Raw genomic sequence first — 4,084 nt, forward strand, 5'->3', positions numbered from 1 at the left:
GATCGCTATAACTTACATCTAGGAGGAAACCGCATGGGTACTCGCATTCCTAGAATGTATCGTGAAAATATTTCATCACAAGAAATCATTGAAATTCTTGATACTTTAATTGGTCAGTGGGCTATTTCACGTGAATTAAATGAAGGTTTTGGTGATTTTCTTATTCGCACTGATGTTATCAAACCCGTTGTTAATTCAGCCATTGATTTTTATGAAGTGCAGGAGGTGATATGAGTCGATTATCACTTTCTCAGTTGGTGTTGCTATCGATTGAAGAGCAGCGACTGGCGCTTGATGAAATCAACCAACAATTAGAGCAAAAAACGGCGATAGAGCGGGTGATTTGGGCTTTAGAACATCTTCCTAACCAGTTTGTTTTAAGCTCAAGCTTTGGTATTCAAGCTGCAGTTTGTTTGCATTTGCTTACCAGACAATATCCCGATATACCTGTAATTTTGACAGACACAGGTTATCTCTTTCCCGAAACATATCAATTTATTGATGAATTAACCTCTTCACTACAACTTAATTTAAAAGTATATCGCGCTGAAATATCTTCATCTTGGCAAGAAGCACGCTACGGCAAACTTTGGTTGCAAGGGATTGAAGGTATCGAACGTTATAACCAAATAAATAAAGTTGCGCCAATGGAAAAGGCATTAAAGGAGTTACAGGCGAAGACATGGTTTGCAGGGCTACGACGCCAGCAATCAAAAAGTCGAGAGCATTTACCTGTTTTATCCATAGCGAAAGGTATTTTTAAGTTACTACCGATAGTCGATTGGGATAATAAACAAATTTATCAATATCTTAAACAGCATAATTTACCTTACCATCCATTATGGGAACAAGGTTATCTGTCTGTGGGTGATACGCATACGACACGCAAATGGCAAGAGGGAATGAGTGAAGAAGAGACGCGATTCTTTGGCTTAAAACGTGAGTGTGGATTACACGAATAATATTATTATTCATTATTAATATCGCTATTTATTTTGAGTGGGCAATAGAGTCATCTGTTGCCCTCTTTGCCGTGAGTAAAATAATAACCATTTGAAATTATTATATTTTTGCTTATTCCTTTCTGTTCCATCACATAGCTTTTTGTCATTTCATAACCCCGAATGCACCTTTTATAGTCGTTATTCATATAAGTAAACAATAAAAACGTGAGATACGTGTATGGATTACCTACCCTTATTTGTGGAATTAAAACAGCGCCCAGTATTACTGGTTGGCGGTGGGCATGTCGCTGCGCGTAAAGCCGTACTGTTATTAAAAGCGGGCGCTCGGTTACGTGTTATCGCGCCACAGTTATGTGATGAATTGCATCTTGCTTATCAGCAAAATCAAATTGAGTGGATTGCAGGGCAATATCAGTCAGAGTATTTACTTGGCATGATGTTGGTGATCGTGGCAACAGACGATAAGGTATTAAATCAACAAGTGTATCTAGATGCGCAAGCACGCCACATTTTTGTCAATGTCGTCGACTCTCAACCCCAATGCTCTTTTATCTTTCCTGCCATTATCGATAGAAATCCGATATTAATTGCCATTTCATCAGCGGGCAAAGCCCCTGTTTTAGTTCGTATGATACGGGAAAAGCTAGAGGCATTATTACCTACCTCATTAGGGACTATGGCGACTATTGCGGGGAAATGGCGCAATAAAGTGAAACAAAAACTGACTGGTTTTCAAGCACGTTGCCGCTTTTGGGAGCAAGCGTTTAGTGGCAAATTTGCCTCATTAGTGGCAAGTGGTCAATTAATACAAGCGCAAGCACAGCTTGAACAACAACTGTCTCATCCAGATAGCCCACAAGGTGAGCTTGCTTTAGTGGGGGCTGGGCCGGGTGATGCTGGATTATTAACCTTACGAGGTTTGCAAGTTATCCAGCAGGCCGAGGTGGTACTTTATGACAGTTTAGTCAGTGCAGACATCTTAGAACTGGTACGTCGTGATGCTGATAGAATTTGTGTGGGTAAAAGAGCGGGGCAACACAGTACGTTGCAAGAAGAAATCAATCAATTGATCGTGAAATATACTCAGCTTGGTAAACGAGTTGTCAGACTAAAAGGGGGCGATCCTTTTATTTTTGGACGCGGAGGAGAAGAGCTTGAAATTGCGGTACAACATGGCATTCCTTTTCAAGTTGTTCCCGGTGTTACCGCAGCTAGTGGGGCCAGTGCTTATGCGGGTATTCCATTAACTCATCGTAAATATGCGCAAAGTGTCACTTTTATGACTGGGCATTGCCAATCAGGGGGGATAGAGCCAGATTGGCAAGCTTTAGCGCAAGCTAATCATACGTTAGCAATTTATATGGGAACGACGAAAGCAGAACTTATTAGCCAGCGTTTAATAGAGCAAGGTCGTTCACCACTCACCCCTATTGCCGTCATTAGTTGCGGTACACGCCATGATCAACAGATCTTAACGGGAAATTTAACACAATTAGCGCAATTAGCTAAGCAAGCTCCCACCCCGGCATTATTAATCGTTGGAGAAGTTGCTGCATTACATCACCAACTTGCGTGGTTTGGTGATAGACAAACTCAACATACCTCTGCCATCCACTCATCTTTGGTTCATTTTGCCTAAACGAGGTTGTTATGAATGAAACACAATTAACTCATCTTCAGCAATTAGAAGCAGAAAGCATTTATATACTGCGTGAAGTTGTCGCTGAATTTGAAAATCCCGTCATGCTTTACTCAATAGGCAAAGATTCTTCGGTGATGTTGCATCTAGCACGTAAGGCTTTTTATCCGGCGAAATTACCTTTTCCTCTTTTACATGTTGATACGGGTTGGAAATTTCGTGAGATGTATGAGTTTCGCGATAAAACGGCCAAAGAGTATGGTTTTGATCTCAAAGTTTATCGTAATCCCCAAGGGGCACAATTGGGGATCAATCCCTTTATTCATGGTAGCGCCAAGCATACAGATATCATGAAAACAGAAGGTCTTAAGCAAGCTCTGGATAAATATGGTTTTGATGCCGCATTTGGTGGGGCGCGTCGTGATGAAGAAAAATCGCGTGCTAAAGAGCGTATTTACTCATTTAGGGATAGATCTCATCGTTGGGATCCGAAAAATCAACGTCCAGAATTATGGCAAAACTACAACGGCCAAATTAATAAAGGGGAAAGTATTCGCGTTTTTCCATTATCAAATTGGACGGAGCTAGATATTTGGCAATATATCTATTTAGAAAATATCGATATTGTGCCGCTCTATTTCGCTAAACACCGTCCAGTTATTGAGCGGGATGGTACCTTGATTATGGTTGACGATGATCGAATCGACCTAAAAGCTGGAGAGGTGATCACACAACAAAAAGTACGTTTTAGAACATTAGGCTGCTGGCCATTAACGGGTGCTATTCCTTCACAAGCAGACACATTACCCGCCATTATTGAAGAGATGTTAATTTCCACCAGTAGCGAGCGACAAGGGCGTTTAATTGACAGTGATCAGTCTGCTTCAATGGAACTTAAAAAACGTCAGGGTTATTTTTAATAGGAGTCACTATGGGACTTGCAGCCATCAAAACCAACCAACTGATCGCCGGTGAAATAGCACAATCAGGTGGTGTAGAAAATTATTTAAAAACACAACAGAACAAAGGGTTATTACGTTTTTTAACCTGTGGCAATGTTGATGACGGAAAAAGCACCTTAATTGGTCGCTTACTTCATGATACGCGGCAGATCTACGAAGATCAGCTCTCCACCTTACAAAACGAAAGTAAAAAGATTGGTACTCAAGGTGAAAAATTAGATCTCGCTTTGCTGGTGGACGGTTTAGCGGCTGAACGAGAGCAAGGGATCACTATTGATGTAGCTTATCGCTATTTTTCAACAGCCAAACGAAAATTTATTATTGCCGATACGCCGGGACATGCACAATATACCCGCAATATGGCGACAGGAGCATCAACGAGTACGCTTTCTATTCTGCTGATCGATGCTCGAAAAGGGGTACAAGAGCAAACTCGCCGCCATAGTTTTATTAGCACACTCCTTGGGATCCGTCACTTAGTGGTCGCGATTAATAAAATGGATCTACTTGATTATCAA

4 protein-coding genes and 1 pseudogene are annotated in these 4,084 nt (G+C 41.2%); all 5 read left to right on the plus strand.

The genetic code is table 11. From position 1 onward, the window contains the following. Nucleotides 1–234: pseudogene (locus tag ACYUCW_RS17820) on the plus strand (sulfite reductase subunit beta); the annotation flags it as partial. Beyond that, a complete protein-coding gene (locus ACYUCW_RS17825; RefSeq protein WP_012368298.1) occupies nucleotides 231–962 on the plus strand; it encodes a phosphoadenylyl-sulfate reductase in 732 nt (243 codons plus the stop codon). The pseudogene ACYUCW_RS17820 and the gene ACYUCW_RS17825, both read left to right, overlap by 4 nt. A 220-nt stretch (nucleotides 963–1,182) precedes the next feature. Continuing rightward, complete coding sequence (cysG, locus tag ACYUCW_RS17830; protein WP_113977008.1) at nucleotides 1,183–2,604, plus strand: siroheme synthase CysG; 1,422 nt, start codon at nucleotides 1,183–1,185, stop codon at nucleotides 2,602–2,604. 11 nt (nucleotides 2,605–2,615) lie between these two features. Then, entirely contained in the window at nucleotides 2,616–3,524 is a 909-nt protein-coding gene (gene cysD, locus ACYUCW_RS17835; protein ID WP_004244356.1) for a sulfate adenylyltransferase subunit CysD, read from the plus strand. Nucleotides 3,525–3,535: 11 nt separating this feature from the next. Further along, nucleotides 3,536–4,084, plus strand: a 549-nt coding sequence (locus ACYUCW_RS17840; protein ID WP_460409163.1) for a GTP-binding protein, incomplete at its 3' end; no start/stop codon positions are given.

The sequence above is a fragment of the Proteus sp. MB838 genome (assembly GCF_054767435.1).

Bases quoted from the DNA above. Each gene is read 5' to 3' on its own strand.
- ACYUCW_RS17825 (WP_012368298.1), top strand. From the start codon at position 231: ATGAGTCGATTATCACTTTCTCAGTTGGTGTTGCTATCGATTGAAGAG.
- cysG (WP_113977008.1), top strand. From the start codon at position 1,183: ATGGATTACCTACCCTTATTTGTGGAATTAAAACAGCGCCCAGTATTA.
- cysD (WP_004244356.1), top strand. From the start codon at position 2,616: ATGAATGAAACACAATTAACTCATCTTCAGCAATTAGAAGCAGAAAGC.